The sequence below is a fragment of the Pseudomonas flexibilis genome, assembly GCF_000802425.1.
Taxonomy (GTDB): Bacteria; Pseudomonadota; Gammaproteobacteria; order Pseudomonadales; family Pseudomonadaceae; genus Serpens; species Serpens flexibilis.
On record NZ_JRUD01000024.1, the window covers coordinates 83,020 to 98,218 of the forward strand.

Consider the following 15,199-nt stretch of genomic DNA (forward strand, 5'->3'; position numbering starts at 1 on the left):
AGCTATGTTTAGCAACGTTCCGTTCTGTGGATAACGGCCTGAAAGCCCTCTGGCAAAGGGCTTTCAGACAATGACAACCCTGTGCCGAACCCGGGTGCAAGCTTGGCATAAGCGGTCGGCAAGCTGGGGAGAAGTGGCCTATCTATCCACAAGCGCGTTTTCCAGTGGCCAATCCCCAGGCTTATCGACCGGGTTCACAGGCAGTTGTGCACAGGGTTTGCGGGTCACTTGCCGATGCAGAAACTGGAAAAGATGCGTCCCAGCAGGTCGTCGGAACTGAACGCGCCGGTGATCTCGCCGAGGGCCTGCTGAGCCTGGCGCAGATCCTCCGCCAGCAGTTCGCCGGCGCCGGCCAGGGTCAGCTGGGCATGCCCGTGATCCAGGTGGGCGGCTGCCTGATGCAAGGCTTCCAGGTGCCGGCGGCGTGCGCTGAAGCCACTTTCGGCGGTCTGCTGATAACCCATGCAGGTCTTCAGATGCTCGCGCAGCAGCTCCAGACCGGCGCCACTGCGTGCCGACAGGCTCAGGGTGACATGGCCATCGGCGCCCTGCTGGAGGCCGGCCGGCTCGCCGCTCAGGTCGATCTTGTTGCGAATCAGGGTGACCCGCTCGGGTGCCGGGCGCTTGTCCAGGAATTCCGGCCACAGCGCAAAGGGATCGTCGGCCTCCGCAGCGCTGGAGTCGACCAGCAGCAGAATGCGGTCGGCCTCCTCGATAGCCTTGAGCGCGCGTTCCACACCGATACGCTCCACCTGATCCTCGGTGTCGCGCAGCCCGGCGGTATCCACCACGTGCAGCGGCATGCCATCGATGTGGATATGTTCGCGCAGCAGGTCGCGGGTGGTGCCGGCGATGTCGGTAACGATCGCCGCCTCGCGGCCGGCCAGGGCATTGAGCAGGCTGGACTTGCCGGCATTGGGGCGGCCGGCGATCACCACCGTCATGCCGTCGCGCAGCAACGCGCCCTGCCCGGCCGTGCGCTGTACCTCGGCCAGGTAGGCGCGGATGGCTTCCAGCTGGCGCAGCACGTGGCCATCCGCGAGGAAGTCGATTTCCTCCTCGGGGAAGTCGATGGCCGCTTCCACATAGATGCGCAGCTGGATGAGTTGTTCGCTCAGCTCGTGCACGCGCCGCGAGAACTCACCCTGCAGCGAGCGCAGGGCGTTGCGCGCCGCCTGGGCCGAGCTGGCCTCGATCAGGTCGGCAATGGCCTCGGCCTGGGCCAGGTCGAGCTTGTCGTTGAGGAAGGCGCGCTCGCTGAACTCGCCCGGACGCGCCTGCCGCGCGCCGAGTGCCAGGCAGCGATCCAGCAGCAGATCGAGCACCACCGGCCCGCCATGCCCCTGCAACTCCAGCACGTCCTCGCCGGTGAACGAATGCGGGCCGGGGAAGAACAGCAGGATGCCCTCGTCCAGCACCTGGCCCTCGGCGTCGCGCCAGGGCCCGTAGTGGGCGTGCCGCGGGCGCGGCGTGCGGCCGCTGAGCGCCTCGGCGATCGACAGGGCCAGCGGCCCGGAAACCCGCACGATGCCGACCCCTCCACGACCCTGGGCGGTGGCGACGGCGGCAATGGTGTCACGGCTGTGCATGGAACGTTTCTCCACAATGCAAAACGCCCCGAGAACGGGGCGTTTGCAGGGTTTGGCGAATGGCGCCGGCTTACTTGGCCGCGGCCTCGATCTGCCGGGTAATGTACCACTGCTGGGCGATGGACAGGACGTTGTTGACCACCCAGTACAGCACCAGACCAGCCGGGAACCACAGGAAGAAGAACGTGAAGATGATCGGCAGCAGTTTCATCACGCGCGCCTGCATGGGGTCCGGCGGCGTCGGGTTGAGTTGCTGCTGGATGAACATGGTCACGCCCATGATGATCGGCAGGATGAAGTACGGGTCGGTGATCGACAGGTCGGTGATCCACAGGATCCACGGCGCCTGGCGCATCTCCACGCTTTCCAGCAGCACCCAGTACAGGGCCAGGAACACCGGCATCTGCACGAGGATCGGCAGGCAGCCGCCCAGCGGGTTGATCTTCTCCTTCTTGTACAGCTCCATCATCGCCTGGGACATCTTCTGGCGATCGTCACCGTACTGCTCCTTGAGCGCCTGCAGCTTGGGCGACACGGCGCGCATGCGGGCCATGGACTTGTAGCTGGCCGCCGAGAGCGGGAAGAAGATCAGCTTGATGATCAGGGTCAGCACCACGATCGACCAGCCCCAGTTGCCCAGCACGTCGTGGATCAGCTCCAGCAGCCAGAAGATCGGCTGGGCGAGGAACCAGAGGATGCCGTAGTCGACGGTCAGGTCCAGGTCAGGGGCCAGGGCCTTGAGGTCTCCCTGGATCTTCGGACCGGCGTAGAGGGTCATGCCGGTTGCGCCCTGGCTGCCGGCGGGGACGTCGAGTGCCTGACCGGTGAAGCCGACGATGTAGTTGCCCTGGCTGTCCTTGCGGCCGTAGACGCCGTTGCTGCTGTCGGCCGGCGGAATCCAGGCGGTGACGAAGTAATGCTGCAGCCAGGCGACCCAGCCACCTTGCACGGTAGTGCGCAGCGGCTTGTCGTCCAGGTCGCCCATGGAGACCTTCTTGTAGTTCTCCTCGGGGGTCCAGATCGCCGCGCCGAGGTAGGTGGCCGACGTGGCGGTGGTCGAAGACGGATCGGCGCTGCCGTCGCGCTTGAGCTGCGCGTACGGGGTGCCGCGCCAGGCCTGGCCGCTCTGGTTGTCGACCAGGTACTCGACTTTCAGGTCATAGCTGCCGCGGGTAAAGGTGAAGCGCTTGGTGTAGCTGATGCCCAGGTCGGCGTAGGTCAGGTCGACCACCAGACGGTCCTGACCTTCGGCCAGCTGGTACTGGCGCGATTCCGCGCTCCAGCGCGCCCGGCCGCTGCTGCTATCCGGCGCGTTGTTGCCGAGCAGACCGCTCTGGGCCAGATAGGTGCTGCCGTTGCGATTGTCGAACAGCTGGAACGGTACATCGGGGTTCTTCTGATGGCGCGGGTACTTCGGCAGGCTCAACTGGACGATATCGCCACCGACCGGGCTGATGGCCAGTTCCAGCACGTCGGTGCTGACACGGATCAGCTGGTCGGCACCGGTGGCATCGGCCACCTGGCTGGGTTGCGGCTGCGCCTGCTCCGCCACGGGCACATCGTCGTGCGCCGTGTTGCTCTGCGTGGTATCCGGCAGATCGCTGGCGGGGTTGGCGGCAATGGAGCTGTGTGCCGGCGGCTGTGCCGCCTGGCCGTAGTCCTCATTCCACTGCAGAACCAGCAGATAGGAGACGACTGCCAGGGCGACGAGCAATATCGAACGTTTGATATCCATGGTTACTCGGCCATCGAAGGGGGTCGGGGAGAGGAAGCGGGTGGAACCGGGTCGTAACCGCCCGGGTTCCACGGGTGACAGCGGGAAAGTCGGCGCAGGCTCAGCCAGCCGCCGCGCAGAACGCCATGCTGCTCGATGGCTTCCAGCGCGTAGCAGGAACAGGACGGATAGAAACGACAGTGGCTGGCCATCATGGGACTGATGGCGTAGCGGTAGAACCGGATCGGTGCGACGACCAGTTTACGCATCCGCGAGCTGTTGGGCATGGGAACCGTCCTGGGGGCGTGGCAGCCGGGCAAGACGCTTCCAGAGCTTGATGAACTGGCCGGCAAGCTCCGGATTGTCCAGGTCGCCGAGGCCCTTGCGGGCCACGACCACGACATCCCAGCCAGCCAGATCGCACTGCTGCTGGCGGAATGTTTCGCGGATCTGGCGCTTCAGACGGTTGCGCTCGACCGAGAGCCTGACGCTCTTCTTGCCGATCACCAGCCCAAGGCGGGGGTGATCCAGACCGTTTGCGCGGGCGAGGAGCAGAACGTTCCTGCCCGCGACCTTACCGCTGGGTGAGTCGAAGACTGCTTTGAACTGTCGGGGTTTGAGCAGGCGCTTTTCCCGACCGAAACTTCGGCTCACCACGAGTGCTGCTGTGGTCAGACAGTCAGACGCTTGCGGCCCTTGGCGCGACGACGCGACAGGACAGCACGGCCGTTCTTGGTGGCCATGCGGGCGCGGAAACCGTGGACGCGAGCGCGCTTCAGGGTGCTGGGTTGGAAAGTGCGTTTCATGATGGATTACCTGGTGGTCACTACGGGCCGGGAGTGGCCCCCGTTTTAAGAGACCGGCAATTCTAGAGAAAGCGAGGGGGCAGGTCAATTTCCAGCCAGCCCCGGCTCGTCTGAAGAAAAGGAATAGGTACTTTTGAGAAAAAGATTGTTTATGTCGTTATGTATTGGTCGCCGAGACTATTGTGGATAACCTTACCTAAGCCCTCTGTTCTAGGGCTTGCGGCGCTGTATAGGTCAGCGGATAAGCGTTGGCGTTCCGGTGCACGGGTTGCGGATAAGCGGTGGATGGAATGGCAGCTTACCCACACCCACTTTATCCCGATCGTTATCCGGTGGCTTGCCCACAGCAGTATCCCTTGGTTTATCAACAGATTGGCGCACAGCTGCGTTGCGCCTGACCCATCGGCTCGTCGGCGCGGCGATCGCCCTGTTTGTTGTGGATAACATCCCCCCTGCTCGCTACAATGCCCGCTTGTTTGGCGACCATGTTTTACGCCTTCGAGGCTTGGGGGTATCCGTGTCTGTGGAACTATGGCAGCAGTGTGTGGAACTGCTTCGCGATGAGCTGCCGGCCCAGCAATTCAACACCTGGATTCGCCCGCTGCAGGTCGAAGGGGATGCCGATGAGCTGCGCGTGTATGCGCCCAATCGCTTCGTGCTCGACTGGGTCAATGAAAAGTACCTGGGTCGTCTGATAGAGCTGCTCGGTGAGCGTGGGAATGGCCTGTCGCCCGCCGTGTCGTTGCTGATCGGTGCCCGCCGCAGTGCTCGCCCAGCTGCCACTGCGCCGCGGCCGGTGGCTGCTGCGGCTCCTGCGCCGGCCATCGATGCGATGCCGGCGCCTGCAGTCGAGGCCCCAATGGTTGCTCCGCCGCCGGCGCCCAGCCGGGTGGTCGAGCGCAACGTCCAGGTGGAAGGTGCGCTCAAGCACACCAGCTACCTTAATCGCACCTTCACCTTCGAGAACTTCGTCGAGGGCAAGTCCAACCAGCTCGCGAGGGCGGCCGCCTGGCAGGTGGCCGATAATCCCAAGCACGGCTATAACCCGCTGTTTCTGTACGGCGGGGTCGGCCTGGGCAAGACGCACCTGATGCACGCGGTGGGTAACCACCTCCTGAAGAAGAATCCTAATGCCAAGGTGGTCTACCTGCATTCCGAGCGTTTCGTGGCCGACATGGTCAAGGCGCTGCAGCTCAATGCCATCAACGAGTTCAAGCGTTTCTACCGTTCGGTGGATGCGCTGCTGATCGACGATATCCAGTTTTTTGCCAAGAAGGAGCGCTCCCAGGAGGAGTTCTTCCACACCTTCAACGCGCTGCTGGAAGGTGGTCAGCAGGTCATCCTGACCAGCGATCGCTACCCCAAGGAAATCGAGGGGTTGGAGGAGCGGCTGAAATCGCGCTTCGGCTGGGGCCTGACGGTGGCGGTCGAGCCGCCCGAGCTGGAAACTCGCGTGGCGATCCTGATGAAGAAGGCCGAGCAGACGCGTATCGAGCTGCCCCATGACGCCGCGTTCTTCATCGCGCAGCGCATCCGCTCCAACGTCCGTGAGCTGGAAGGGGCACTCAAGCGTGTGATTGCTCACTCGCATTTCACCAACAGCCCGATCAGCGTCGAGCTCATTCGCGAGTCGCTGAAGGACCTGCTCGCCCTGCAGGACAAGCTGGTCAGCATCGACAACATCCAGCGCATCGTGGCCGAGTACTACAAGATCAAGCTGACCGAGCTCCTCTCCAAGCGACGCTCGCGTTCCATCGCCCGGCCACGACAGGTGGCCATGGCGCTGTCCAAGGAGCTGACCAATCACAGCCTGCCGGAGATTGGTAATGCGTTCGGTGGGCGAGACCACACAACGGTCCTGCACGCCTGCCGTAAGATTGCCGAGCTCAAGGAATCCGACGCGGACATCCGTGAGGATTACAAGAACCTGCTGCGCACGCTGACCACCTGATTCCACCTGTTCGCAAGGAACCCACCATGCATTTCACCATTCAACGCGAAGCCCTGTTGAAACCCCTGCAACTGGTGGCCGGCGTCGTTGAGCGCCGTCAGACGCTGCCCGTGCTTTCCAACGTTCTGCTGGTGGTTCAGGGCCAGCAGCTGTCTCTGAGCGGTACCGACCTGGAAGTGGAGCTGGTTGGCCGCGTCAGCCTGGAGGAGCCAGCCGAGCCGGGGGAGATCACCGTGCCGGCGCGCAAGCTGATGGATATCTGCAAGAGCCTGTCCAGCGATGCGCTGATCGACATGCGCGTCGATGATCAGAAGTTGCTGATCAAATCCGGCCGCAGCCGCTTCACGCTCTCTACCCTCCCCGCCAACGATTTTCCCAGCGTCGAGGAAGGTCCCGGTTCGCTGGGTTTCAGCGTTGCACAAAGCAAGCTGCGTCGGCTGATCGAGCGGACCGGCTTTGCCATGGCCCAGCAGGACGTGCGCTATTACCTCAACGGCATGTTGCTGGAGGTCAATGCCGGTGTGCTGCGCGCCGTGGCCACCGATGGGCATCGTTTGGCCATGTGTGCCCTGAATGCCGGTATTCCTCATGGCGACCGCCATCAGGTCATCGTGCCACGCAAGGGGATTCTCGAGCTGGCTCGCCTGCTCACCGACCAGGACGGCGAAGTGGCTATCACCCTGGGCCAGCACCATATCCGCGCCACCACCGGTGAATTCACCTTTACGTCCAAGCTGGTCGACGGCAAGTTCCCCGACTATGAGCGCGTGCTGCCCCGTGGCGGCGACAAGGTGGTGATCGGCGACCGCCAGCAGCTTCGCGAAGCGTTCAGTCGCACTGCCATCCTCTCCAACGAAAAGTACCGTGGCATCCGGCTGCAGCTGGAGAATGGCCTGCTAAAGCTGCAGGCCAACAACCCGGAGCAGGAAGAGGCCGAGGAAGAAGTGGTAGTGGAATACCAGGGCTCGCCTCTGGAGATCGGCTTCAACGTCAGCTACCTGCTGGATGTGCTCGGTGTGATGAGTGCGGAGCAGGTGCGCCTGGTGCTCTCCGATGCCAACAGCAGTGCGCTGGTGCAGGAAGCCGACAACGACGACTCTTCCTACGTCGTCATGCCGATGCGCCTGTAATACGCGCACCTGCCTTTTCGAAGTGTCCCTGCTTCGTCTGATGGTCACCGGCGTGCGCAATCTGCAGCCGGTGACCCTGCAGCCTTCCCCCCGTATCAACATCCTCCACGGTGCCAACGGCAGCGGTAAGACCAGCGTGCTCGAAGCTATCCACCTGCTGGGCATGGCGCGGTCCTTTCGTAGTCCGCGCCTGCAACCCGTCATTCAGACCGAGCATAGCGCCCTGACTGTTTTTGGTGAGATCCAGCTTGCCGAGGGTGGCTGCAGCAGCTTGGGCCTCGGCCGTGAACGAAACGGCGAGCTGCAGATCCGTATCGACGGACAGAACGCACGTAGTGCCGCGCAGTTGGCCGAAGCGCTGCCGTTGCAGCTGATCAACCCGGACAGTTTCCGGCTGCTTGAGGGCGCGCCCAAGGTACGCCGCCAGTTCCTGGATTGGGGAGTGTTCCACGTGGAACCTCGCTTCCTAGGCAGCTGGCAACGCCTGCAAAAGGCCCTCAGGCAGCGGAATTCGTGGCTTCGGCATGGTAGACTGGACGCCATTGCGCAGGCTGCCTGGGACCGGGAGCTGTGCCTGGCAAGCCGAGAAATCGACACCTATCGACGCGCTTATCTCCACTCCCTGAAACCGGTTTTCGAGAACACGCTGGCCCAGCTGCTGGATCTTCCCGGGCTGTCCCTCAGCTACTACCGAGGGTGGGACAAGGATCGCGAGCTGGAGGAAGTGCTGGAGAGCAGCCTGCAGCGAGACATGTCGCTCGGCCACACCCAGGCAGGTCCTCAGCGCGCCGATCTGCGTTTGCGCCTGGAGGGCCACAATGCGGCAGACATTCTATCCCGCGGTCAGCAGAAGCTGGTGGTGTGCGCCTTGCGCATAGCCCAGGGGCATCTGCTCAATCAGGCCAAACAGGGTCGTTGCCTCTATCTGGTAGACGACCTGCCCTCGGAGCTGGACGAGCGTCACCGGATGGCGTTGTGTCGCCTCCTTGAAGAGTTGCAGTGCCAGGTATTCATCACCTGCGTCGAACCCCACGTATTGAAGGATGGCTGGCGCACGGATACGCCGGTTGCCATGTTCCACGTGGAACATGGTCGAATCACCCAAGACTATCGGAGTGAAGCATGAGCGAACAAAACACCTACGACTCCTCCAGTATCAAGGTGCTGAAGGGATTGGATGCAGTGCGCAAACGCCCCGGTATGTACATCGGCGATACCGACGATGGCACCGGTCTGCACCATATGGTGTTCGAGGTGGTGGACAACTCCATCGATGAAGCCCTGGCCGGCTACTGCTCCGAAATCACCATTACCATTCATACCGACGAATCGATCACCGTCCGCGACAACGGGCGGGGCATTCCTGTGGATATCCACAAGGAAGAAGGCGTTTCGGCTGCTGAGGTCATCATGACCGTGCTGCACGCTGGCGGTAAGTTTGATGACAACAGCTACAAGGTCTCGGGCGGTCTCCACGGCGTGGGCGTCTCGGTGGTCAATGCGCTCTCCGAAGAGCTGGTGATGACCATTCGGCGTGCCGGAAAAGTGTGGGAGCAGACCTACGTGCATGGCGTGCCGCAGGCGCCGCTGGCCGCAGTGGGCGAAACCGAGGGCACCGGCACGCAGATCCACTTCAAGCCGTCCGCGCAGACCTTCCGCAATATCCATTTCAGCTGGGACATCCTGGCCAAACGTCTGCGCGAGCTGTCGTTCCTCAACTCCGGCGTCGGCATCGTGCTGCGCGACGAGCGCAGCGGCAAGGAAGAACTCTTCAAATACGAAGGCGGCTTGAAGGCCTTCGTCGAATACCTGAACACCAACAAGACCGCAGTCAACAGCGTGTTCCACTTCACCGTGCAGCGCGAAGAGGACGGTGTGGGCGTAGAAGTGGCCCTGCAGTGGAACGACGGCTTCAATGAAAACATCCTGTGCTTCACCAACAACATTCCGCAGCGTGATGGCGGCACCCACCTGGCGGGCTTCCGCTCGGCGCTGACACGCAATCTGAACAACTACATCGAGGCCGAGGGCCTGGCCAAGAAGTTCAAGATTTCCACCACTGGCGACGATGCCCGTGAAGGCCTGACCGCGATCATCTCGGTGAAGGTGCCGGATCCCAAGTTCAGCTCGCAGACCAAGGACAAGTTGGTGTCCTCGGAAGTGAAGACTGCGGTGGAACAGGAAATGGGCAAGTTCTTCGCTGACTTCCTGCTGGAGAACCCCAACGACGCCAAGGCGGTGGTCGGCAAGATGATCGATGCCGCACGGGCTCGCGAGGCCGCGCGCAAGGCCCGGGAAATGACCCGTCGCAAGGGCGCCCTGGACATCGCCGGCCTGCCGGGCAAGCTGGCTGACTGCCAGGAAAAGGACCCCGCGCTGTCCGAGCTCTACCTGGTGGAGGGTGACTCCGCCGGCGGTTCCGCCAAGCAGGGCCGCAACCGGCGCACCCAGGCGATCCTGCCGCTCAAGGGCAAGATCCTCAATGTGGAGAAGGCGCGCTTCGACAAGATGCTTTCCTCCCAGGAAGTGGGCACCCTGATCACCGCGTTGGGCTGCGGCATCGGCCGCGACGAGTACAACATCGACAAGCTGCGTTACCACAACATCATCATCATGACCGACGCCGACGTCGACGGCGCCCACATCCGTACCCTGCTGCTGACCTTCTTCTTCCGTCAGCTGCCGGAGCTGATCGAGCGTGGTTACGTCTACATCGCCCAGCCGCCGCTGTACAAGGTCAAGAAGGGCAAGCAGGAGCAGTACATCAAGGACGACGAGGCCATGGAGGAGTACATGACCCAGACCGCCCTTGAAGACGCCAGCCTGCACGTCAACGAGAACGCGCCGGGCATTTCCGGCCTGGCCCTCGAAGCCTTGGTCAACGATTACCGCGCGGTGATGAAGACCCTCAAGCGCCTGTCGCGCCTGTATCCGCAGGAGCTCACTGAACACTTCATGTACCTGCCGGCCATTGGCCTGGAGCAGTTCGCCAGCGAAAGCGCCATGCAGGGCTGGTTGGATGGGCTGCGTGAGCGCCTGAAGGCCGAGGAACGCTCGGGCCAGGCCACCTACCAGCTGCAGCTGCGCGAGGACCGCGAGCGCGGTTTCTGGCTGCCGGAGGTGGAGATCAAGTCCCACGGCCTGTCGCACTACATCACCTTCAACCGCGACTTCTTTGCCAGCAACGACTACAAGAGCGTCGTGGCATTGGGCGAGAAGCTGGGCAACCTGCTCGAGGAAGGCGCATATGTGAAGCGTGGCGAGCGGCGCAAGGCGGTTAGCACCTTCAAGGAAGGCATGGACTGGCTGATGGCGGAAACCAGCAAGCGCTACAGCGTGCAGCGCTACAAGGGCCTGGGCGAAATGAACCCGGATCAGCTGTGGGAAACCACCATGGACCCGGCCGCCCGGCGCATGCTCAAGGTGACCATCGAGGACGCCATTGCCGCCGACCAGATCTTCAATACCCTGATGGGCGACGCCGTGGAGCCGCGCCGCGACTTCATCGAGGCCAATGCCCTGGCGGTGTCGAATCTGGACGTCTAACACCTGCAGACGATGAAAAAAACCCGGCCTGCGCCGGGTTTTTTTTTGCCGCGAAAGAGCCCTAGCCCATCCAGCCAAGGGTGAGGCCGGTGAGCATCAGGTAGCGCGCACCCTTGGCGACCAGGACCAGTAACAGGAAGCTCCACCAAGGCTCACGCATCACGCCGGCAATGACCGTCAGCGGATCGCCGATGATGGGGAGCCAGCTCAGCAGCAGGCTCCAGCGGCCGTAGCGTTGATAGCGCTGGCGGGCCTGTTCCAACTGCTGGGGGCTGACAGGGAACCAGCGTTGGTGCTGCCAGTGTTGCAGAGAACGACCCAGCAGCGCATTCAGGCAGGAGCCCAGCACGTTGCCGGCGGTTGCGATCCCCAGCAAGGCGACGATTGAATACTGCCCGCTCAGCAGCAGTGCCACCAGCAGGGCTTCGGATTGCAGGGGCAGCAGGGTTGCCGCTCCGAGGGCCGCAAGAAATAACCCGCTGTAGGCGCCGGCTTCGATCATCGTGTGGGCACTGCGTAGCGGGGAAAACGGCGCATGAGAAACATGTCTCTGGGAAAAGGCACGGCAGGGTAACCGAAGCGTCGCCGGCAACCCACGGAAAATCATGGACTTAGGTCTTATAGCCGACTGAGGTGGTTAACAGGCCTAATGACACTCACAACAACAATGACAAACCCGAACTCAATAACAACAGCAGTCAACGCCTCTGACATAACAACGACAAGACGGCAGGGACGTAGCAAACAGATTCTTTTGACGTGGCTGTAGGTGCCCGGGAAAGAACGGACTGTCGCTTCAGGCAGCAGCCCGGTACCGGTTGAAGTAGCCGACACCCGCAGTCAAAAAAATACGTTCGCTCTTGGCTCCATGTGGGAGCCGTCAGCAACAGACACCAATGGCCATAACAACAACAAGGCCGGGGGCAGGCAAAGATACGCAGTTGAATGTTCAAGGGGAGCCTCAGGCTCCCCTTTTTGCTGCGCGCGCAAAATCCTCCGGTGGGGGTTACTTGAGCAGCCCTTCGGCCTCGAGTGCAGCCTGTACCGCCGGGCGTGCGGCGATGCGCTGCTGGAATGCCTGCAGCGCCGGATAGGGCGCGAGATCGACGGCCAGGAACTGGCACCAGCCCAGCACCACGAACAGGTAGGCATCGGCGACACCGAAGCGGTCACCCACCAGATAATCACGTCCCTGCAGGGCATCGGCGGTATAGGTCAGGCGCTGGGCGATCGTGGCGCGAGCGGCCTCCTTGACCTCCTCCGCAGTGCCTGGACGGAACAGCGCGCCGAAGTTCTTGTGCAGTTCGGTGGCGATGTAGTTCAGCCACTCCTGAGCACGCGCCCGGGCCAGGCTGCCCGCCGGAGCCAGCAGGCCGGCGTCGGGCTTCTGGTCAGCCAGGTACTGGACAATCGCCGGGCCTTCGGTCAGCAGTTCACCATCGTCCAGGCGCAGCGCGGGCACGTAACCCTTGGCGTTGATCTGGCTGAAGTCCTCACCGGAGGCGGTGCGGTGCGGTTGGGTACGCAGGTCGACCCTTTCCAGCTGGTGATCGAGACCCAGCTCGCACAGCACGATGTGCGGAGAAAGCGAGCAGGCGCCCGGGGCGTAGTAGAGCTTCATGATGGAATCCTATGCAGGTTGGAAATGGCGTCGCAGCCCTGCCCTGGTTCCACACCCGGGCAGGGCACCGTTCAGCTTGCCAGTAGAACGCTGCGATTGCGACCGTCGCGCTTGGCCTGGTACAGCGCCTGATCGGCACGGCGCAGCAGGCGCTGGTAGTCCGGATGGCCGTCGTGTACCGCCACACCGATGCTGACGCTGAGCTGAAGTACTTGGCCGCCGATGCGGAACGATTCGGAGGCAATGCGCTGCCGCAGACTCTCGGCCACCTGCAAGGCGCGTGTCGGCTCGATGTCCACCAGGACCAGCAGGAACTCCTCGCCCCCATGGCGGAAGGCATAGTCGCCGCCGCGCGTGTTGCTGGTCAGCAGGCCGGCAATCTGCTGCAGCGCCTGGTCCCCGGCCTCGTGTCCGTAGGTGTCGTTGATCTGCTTGAAGTGGTCCACGTCGATCAGCAGCACCGCGAAGCTATGGCCACTCTGTCGGCTGTAGAGCACCTCCTTGCTCATCACCACCGGCAGGAACTTGCGGTTGAGCAGGTGGGTGAGTGCATCACGGCCGGCCTCCAGGTCGTTGGCCTGCTCGAACAGGCTGTCGAGCAGGAATCGGATCGACTTGGTCTGCTCGCGGATCTGGCGCAGCAGATCGATGGGCAGATCGCTGCGCCCGCCGTGTTCCTGGCTGCGCAAATCCTCCAGCTGGGCATCGATGGCACGGATGTAGGTGAGGATGGACGTGCTCTCCGGCGAACCCTGGAAGGCGTGCGAGGCCTTGTGGCGAAACCACAGGCCGAACTCCGAATCGCTGAGCTTCGGCAGATAGCTGGCCTGCTGGCCGGTGGCCAGGGCAAACATCAGCTGGTTCTCCCAGTCCAGCAGTGCGCCGCGTTGCCGTTCCTTCTCCGTACCCAGGTTCTGCGACACCGAGAACAGTCGGTAGGCCTCTTCGGCACGCGAGTTGCGGTCGTGGGACAGCGAATAGGCCTGGCTCATGATCTCCATGGTCAGATCGATCAACTGGCAGGCCAGGCGCGTGGCGGCGTGCTGGGCGTGATCGTCCAGGCCGCTGTCCATGAGCAGCCGGGAAAGGTGGGTCTTCAGCTGGCGGGCGCCGCGCAGCACCAGGGACACCGGCACCTCGATGCGTGCGTGCACCTTGCCGACGTGCTGCTGCAGGCGAATGCACTCGATCACCTGTTCCGTCTGCTGGGCGGCAAACACGTTGATGATCCAGCGCTGCAGCGAACTGCTCAGCTGGGTACGTACCTGCTCATGACTGAGGTAGGGAGAGGAACCGGGGTTTTCCAGCATCTGTTCGTAGAATTCGCGGGCCAGCGCGACGCGGTGCGTCTCGGCCAGCGACTGGAGAATCGGCAGGGCATCGGCGTATTGGCGGATCAGTGCCTGCCATTCTTGCGCGAGAAGTTCTTCATTCATGGGAGCACGGATCAAGGCGGGGCCGGCACGCCGGCCCGGAATACGGGGTAGACCGTCAACTGGCCAGCGAGGCGCTGCTGACAGCACGAGGGGGATCGATCTCGGCCATGCGCTCACCGATCCAGCGTTCGGCACGCTGATTCAGCTCGCTGATCGCGCGCGGGCCTTCGCCTTCGGCGTACATGGGCGGGCCGATGAACACCTGGATGGTGCCGGGGTGTTTGGCCCAGCCCTGCTTGGGCCAGCAGTGGCCGGCATTGTGTGCGATAGGCAGCACCGGTAGACCGGCGTTGACGGCCAGCGCCGAACCGCCGCGGGAGAACTTGCCGGTTTCCCCTACCGGCACGCGGGTGCCTTCCGGGAATACCAACACCCAGTTGCCGCGCATCAGGTGCTCATGTCCCTGCTTGGCCAGCTGCTTGAGGGCCAGCTTGGGATTGTCGCGGTCGATGGCGATGGGGCGCATCAGAGCCAGGGCCCAGCCGAAGAACGGCACCAGCAACAGTTCGCGCTTGAGCACCTGGCTCAGCGGACTGAACAGCCCGGACAGGAAGAAGGTTTCCCAGGTGCTCTGGTGTTTGGCGAGGATCACGCAGGGGCGCTCGGGAATGTTCTCCAGCCCATGCACCTCATAGCGAATACCCACCAGGGAGCGGGCCAGCCAGATCGCCAGCCGGCACCAGCTCTGCACGATGATCCGGTAGCGCTGGCGAAACGGCAGCAGCGGCGCGATGGCCAGGCTGGCGGTGCCCCACACAAAGGCGCTGGCCGACAGCAGCAGATAGAACACCACGGTTCTCAGGCGTTGCGTTGCGCTCATGGACGGGTTTCCAGCAAATGGTCGGCCACGGCGGCCAGGTCATCAAAGACTTGTGTGCCGGATGGAAGCGGCTTCTCCAGCGTGCGCTGGCCTTTGCCGGTGCGCACCAGGAACGGATCGGCACCGAGGGCCAGGCCGGCTTCCAGATCGCGGCGGCTGTCGCCCACCGCGGGGACGCCGCGCAGGTCGCTCAGGCGGAAATGCGTGGCGATGCGCCGGAACAGGCCGGGCAGCGGCTTGCGGCAATCGCAGGCGTCGTCCGGACCGTGAGGACAGTGTTCGATCAGGGCGATTGCGCCGCCCTGCTCTTCCACCAGCCGCCGCAGGCGCTGGTGCATCGCGTCCAGGGTCTGCGCGCTGAAATAGCCGCGGGACAGCCCGGATTGGTTGGTGGCTACCGCCACCGTCCAGCCGGCTCGGCTGAGTCGGGCGATGGCCTCGATCGAGCCGGGAATCGGAACCCACTCTTCCAGACTCTTCACGTAGTCGTCGGAGTCCTGGTTGATGACGCCGTCGCGGTCAAGAATGATCAGCTTCATACAGCAGCCTCGAAGAGGGGCTTCAGGGGGTGCCTGAAGCCCGATCG

At 63.1% G+C, this 15,199-nt stretch carries 14 protein-coding genes; 4 read left to right on the forward strand and 10 right to left on the reverse strand.

What is annotated here, in order from left to right; all coding sequences use genetic code 11:
- Nucleotides 1-224 precede the first annotated feature (224 nt).
- The 5 genes from mnmE to rpmH form a co-directional block, all read right to left on the reverse strand.
- Nucleotides 225-1,589, reverse strand: coding sequence for a tRNA uridine-5-carboxymethylaminomethyl(34) synthesis GTPase MnmE (mnmE, locus tag SF06_RS14530; protein WP_039562266.1), 1,365 nt, complete (start codon nucleotides 1,587-1,589; stop codon nucleotides 225-227).
- 70 nt (nucleotides 1,590-1,659) lie between these two features.
- Nucleotides 1,660-3,324 carry a membrane protein insertase YidC gene (gene yidC / locus SF06_RS14535; protein ID WP_039562268.1) on the reverse strand — a complete coding sequence of 555 codons (1,665 nt, stop codon included), beginning with the start codon at nucleotides 3,322-3,324 and terminating at the stop codon, nucleotides 1,660-1,662.
- 2 nt (nucleotides 3,325-3,326) lie between these two features.
- Nucleotides 3,327-3,572 carry a membrane protein insertion efficiency factor YidD gene (gene yidD, locus SF06_RS14540; RefSeq protein ID WP_039562409.1) on the reverse strand — a complete coding sequence of 82 codons (246 nt, stop codon included), beginning with the start codon at nucleotides 3,570-3,572 and terminating at the stop codon, nucleotides 3,327-3,329.
- A complete protein-coding gene (gene rnpA / locus SF06_RS18120; protein WP_175610502.1) occupies nucleotides 3,565-3,957 on the reverse strand; it encodes a ribonuclease P protein component in 393 nt (130 codons plus the stop codon). Before rnpA ends, yidD begins: the two co-directional genes overlap by 8 nt.
- 17 nt (nucleotides 3,958-3,974) lie before the next feature.
- On the reverse strand, nucleotides 3,975-4,109 hold the full coding sequence (gene rpmH / locus SF06_RS14550; RefSeq protein ID WP_021702523.1) for a 50S ribosomal protein L34: 135 nt from the start codon (nucleotides 4,107-4,109) through the stop codon (nucleotides 3,975-3,977).
- Nucleotides 4,110-4,626: 517 nt separating this feature from the next.
- Here rpmH and dnaA point away from each other — a divergent pair.
- From dnaA to gyrB, 4 genes are read left to right on the forward strand one after another with little or no spacing between them, the layout of a single operon-like run.
- Entirely contained in the window at nucleotides 4,627-6,060 is a 1,434-nt protein-coding gene (gene dnaA / locus SF06_RS14555; protein WP_039562275.1) for a chromosomal replication initiator protein DnaA, read from the forward strand.
- A 26-nt stretch (nucleotides 6,061-6,086) separates the two neighbouring features.
- Entirely contained in the window at nucleotides 6,087-7,190 is a 1,104-nt protein-coding gene (dnaN, locus tag SF06_RS14560) for a DNA polymerase III subunit beta (RefSeq protein WP_027588930.1), read from the forward strand.
- Nucleotides 7,191-7,212: 22 nt separating this feature from the next.
- A complete protein-coding gene (gene recF / locus SF06_RS14565) occupies nucleotides 7,213-8,316 on the forward strand; it encodes a DNA replication/repair protein RecF (protein WP_039562277.1) in 1,104 nt (367 codons plus the stop codon).
- The gene (gene gyrB / locus SF06_RS14570) at nucleotides 8,313-10,736 is read left to right on the forward strand and encodes a DNA topoisomerase (ATP-hydrolyzing) subunit B (protein ID WP_027588932.1); all 2,424 of its coding nucleotides are present in this window, start codon (nucleotides 8,313-8,315) and stop codon (nucleotides 10,734-10,736) included. Before recF ends, gyrB begins: the two co-directional genes overlap by 4 nt.
- A gap of 61 nt (nucleotides 10,737-10,797) precedes the next feature.
- On the opposite strand, the gene SF06_RS14575 is transcribed toward gyrB, so the two are convergent.
- From SF06_RS14575 to gmhB, 5 genes are all read right to left on the reverse strand, one after another.
- On the reverse strand, nucleotides 10,798-11,238 hold the full coding sequence (locus SF06_RS14575) for a YqaA family protein (RefSeq protein ID WP_039562279.1): 441 nt from the start codon (nucleotides 11,236-11,238) through the stop codon (nucleotides 10,798-10,800).
- A 504-nt stretch (nucleotides 11,239-11,742) separates the two neighbouring features.
- The gene (gene gstA, locus SF06_RS14580; RefSeq protein ID WP_039562281.1) at nucleotides 11,743-12,357 is read right to left on the reverse strand and encodes a glutathione transferase GstA; all 615 of its coding nucleotides are present in this window, start codon (nucleotides 12,355-12,357) and stop codon (nucleotides 11,743-11,745) included.
- Nucleotides 12,358-12,428: 71 nt separating this feature from the next.
- Nucleotides 12,429-13,793: a diguanylate cyclase gene (locus SF06_RS14585; RefSeq protein ID WP_039562283.1), complete on the reverse strand. Its 1,365-nt coding sequence runs from the start codon at nucleotides 13,791-13,793 to the stop codon at nucleotides 12,429-12,431.
- A gap of 55 nt (nucleotides 13,794-13,848) precedes the next feature.
- Complete coding sequence (locus tag SF06_RS14590; RefSeq protein WP_039562284.1) at nucleotides 13,849-14,613, reverse strand: lysophospholipid acyltransferase family protein; 765 nt, start codon at nucleotides 14,611-14,613, stop codon at nucleotides 13,849-13,851.
- Nucleotides 14,610-15,152 (reverse strand): D-glycero-beta-D-manno-heptose 1,7-bisphosphate 7-phosphatase, encoded by a 543-nt coding sequence (gmhB, locus tag SF06_RS14595; protein WP_039562287.1) that lies wholly within the window; start codon nucleotides 15,150-15,152, stop codon nucleotides 14,610-14,612. The genes SF06_RS14590 and gmhB overlap by 4 nt, the downstream gene beginning before the upstream one ends.
- Nucleotides 15,153-15,199 lie beyond the last annotated feature (47 nt).

What these genes read in the sequence shown, in the direction of transcription:
- gyrB (WP_027588932.1), top strand. Translation starts at nt 8,313, where the DNA reads ATGAGCGAACAAAACACCTACGACTCCTCCAGTATCAAGGTGCTGAAG.
- yidC (WP_039562268.1), bottom strand. Translation starts at nt 3,324, where the DNA reads ATGGATATCAAACGTTCGATATTGCTCGTCGCCCTGGCAGTCGTCTCC.
- gstA (WP_039562281.1), bottom strand. Translation starts at nt 12,357, where the DNA reads ATGAAGCTCTACTACGCCCCGGGCGCCTGCTCGCTTTCTCCGCACATC.
- SF06_RS14585 (WP_039562283.1), bottom strand. Translation starts at nt 13,793, where the DNA reads ATGAATGAAGAACTTCTCGCGCAAGAATGGCAGGCACTGATCCGCCAA.
- dnaN (WP_027588930.1), top strand. Translation starts at nt 6,087, where the DNA reads ATGCATTTCACCATTCAACGCGAAGCCCTGTTGAAACCCCTGCAACTG.
- SF06_RS14590 (WP_039562284.1), bottom strand. Translation starts at nt 14,613, where the DNA reads ATGAGCGCAACGCAACGCCTGAGAACCGTGGTGTTCTATCTGCTGCTG.
- yidD (WP_039562409.1), bottom strand. Translation starts at nt 3,572, where the DNA reads ATGCGTAAACTGGTCGTCGCACCGATCCGGTTCTACCGCTACGCCATC.
- SF06_RS14575 (WP_039562279.1), bottom strand. Translation starts at nt 11,238, where the DNA reads ATGATCGAAGCCGGCGCCTACAGCGGGTTATTTCTTGCGGCCCTCGGA.
- mnmE (WP_039562266.1), bottom strand. Translation starts at nt 1,589, where the DNA reads ATGCACAGCCGTGACACCATTGCCGCCGTCGCCACCGCCCAGGGTCGT.
- rpmH (WP_021702523.1), bottom strand. Translation starts at nt 4,109, where the DNA reads ATGAAACGCACTTTCCAACCCAGCACCCTGAAGCGCGCTCGCGTCCAC.
- gmhB (WP_039562287.1), bottom strand. Translation starts at nt 15,152, where the DNA reads ATGAAGCTGATCATTCTTGACCGCGACGGCGTCATCAACCAGGACTCC.